The following is a 1,977-nucleotide window of genomic DNA, read 5'->3' as shown; positions in this document are numbered from 1 at the left end:
ACGCGGTTGTTCGTTCCCACCGAACTGGCCGCGTGGCCCGATTGCCAGGGTCCGCGGCGCGCCGGGGTGTCCTCGTTCGGGCTGGGCGGCACGAACGCGCATGTGGTGCTGGAGCAGGGGCCCGATCCGACGCCGGTGTCGGCGTCGGGGAATGGGGCTTCGGCGGTGACGACGTTGGTTGTCTCGGGCAAGACCGAGCAGCGGGCAGCAGCCTGGGCGTCGGGCTTGGCCGATTGGCTGGAAAGCGACGGCGTTGGTGTGCCGCTGGCTGATGTCGCTTACACCCTCAGCCATCACCGCAGCCGTCACGGCAAGGTCGCTACGGTGTGCGCGCGGGACCGCCGGCAGGCGGTGACGGGGTTACGAGCGCTGGCCGCAGGGCAGCCGGCGCCGGGCGTGGTGAATCCGCACCAGGGGCCGCGCGGGTCAGGCACGGTATTCGTCTATTCCGGCCAGGGTTCGCAATGGCCCGGCATGGGCCGGGAGTTGCTGGCCGACGAGCCGGGGTTCGCGGCCGCGGTCGCCGAGTTGGAACCGGTCTTTGTCGAACAGGTCGGGTTTTCGCTGCGTCAGGTGCTGGACGCCGGTGAGCCGCTGGTCGGTATTGACCGCATTCAGCCGGTGCTGGTCGGGATGCAGCTGGCGTTGACCGAGTTGTGGCGCTCCTACGGCGTGGAACCCGATGCGGTGATCGGCCATTCAATGGGCGAGGTTACCGCTGCGGTGGTGGCCGGAGCGCTGACCGCCGCTGACGGCTTGCGGGTGATTGCGACCCGATCCCGGTTGATGTCGCGGCTATCCGGCCACGGCGCGATGGCGCTGCTGGAGCTCAGCGCGGCGGCCGTCGAGAAGTTGGTCGCTGACTATCCTGACATCACGGTGGCGGTGTACGCGTCGCCCCAACAGTCGGTGATCGCCGGGCCGCCCGAGCAGGTTGAAGCGCTGATCGCGGTCGTGGACGCGCAAGGCCGGCTGGCGCGGCGCGTCGAGGTGGACGTGGCGTCGCACCACCCGACGATCGATCCGATTCTGCCCGAGTTGCGCACTGCGCTTTCCGATCTCGTACCGGTCACGCCGAAGATCCCGCTGATCAGCACAACCGGGCACACGGGTGGCGACCCGATGTTCGACGCCGGCTACTGGGTGGCCAACCTGCGCAATCCGGTGCGGTTCGGCCAGGCCGTGGCCGCTGCCGGCGCCGATCACGCCATGTTCATCGAAGTCAGTCCGCATCCGCTGCTCAGTCATGCCATCTCCGAAAGCCTGCAGTCCGCCCGGCCTCTAGGTGACGTCCATGTGGGGGCAACGCTGAACCGGGACAACCCCGAAACACTGACCTTCCATACGCAGCTGGCGTCGGTTCGCCCGCCGCTAGGTGCGATGGCGCAACGTTCCGGCAGCGCAGGTCAATTCGCGCACCTTCCACCGACGCCGTGGCTGCACGCGAAGTACTGGATGGCGGATCGATCGGTTGGCCGCGGGCCAGCCGGTGCACACCCCTTGCTTGGGGTGCATGTGGAAATGCCGTCCGGCCGCGACCATGTCTGGCAGGCGAACGTCGGAACCGACGTCATTCCCTGGCTGGCCGATCACAAGGTGCATGGCCAGCCTGTGCTGCCTGCGGCGGCTTTCGCCGAGATCGCGCTTGCAGCCGGCAGCGAGGCTCTCGGCCAGCCGGTCCGGTTCGTGCAGCTGAATCGGCTTGAAGTCGAGCAGATGCTTGCGCTGGACGCCGGTACCCAACTGACAACGCAGCTGAGTCAAAGCGCCGACGACAGCATTCGGGTCGAGATCCATTCGCGCTCAGCCGCCGGCACCTGGTGCCGTCATGCGGTCGCCCGCGTCGAGGTGGCGCAGGGCGATGTGCCGGCGCCACCATCTGCCGGTGTGGCCGGAACTGCCCTGTCGCCAGCGGACTTCTACACCGCACTGCGCCGCACCGGTGCGCAGCATGGGCAGGCGTTCGCCGCTTTGACC

The 1,977-nt window shown here is 68.4% G+C and carries 1 protein-coding gene; it reads left to right on the top strand.

Annotation, left to right across the window (positions count from 1 at the left end; translation table 11 throughout):
• Positions 1-1,977: acyltransferase domain-containing protein (locus WA317_RS04360; RefSeq protein WP_425171877.1), on the top strand; the 1,977-nt coding region annotated here is incomplete at both ends.

Origin of the sequence: Mycobacterium sp., assembly GCF_049802695.1 — a bacterium.
Taxonomy (GTDB): Bacteria; Actinomycetota; Actinomycetes; order Mycobacteriales; family Mycobacteriaceae; genus Mycobacterium.
The sequence above is the reverse complement of the archived record's forward strand: the minus strand, read 5'-3'. Positions and strand labels throughout refer to the sequence as shown.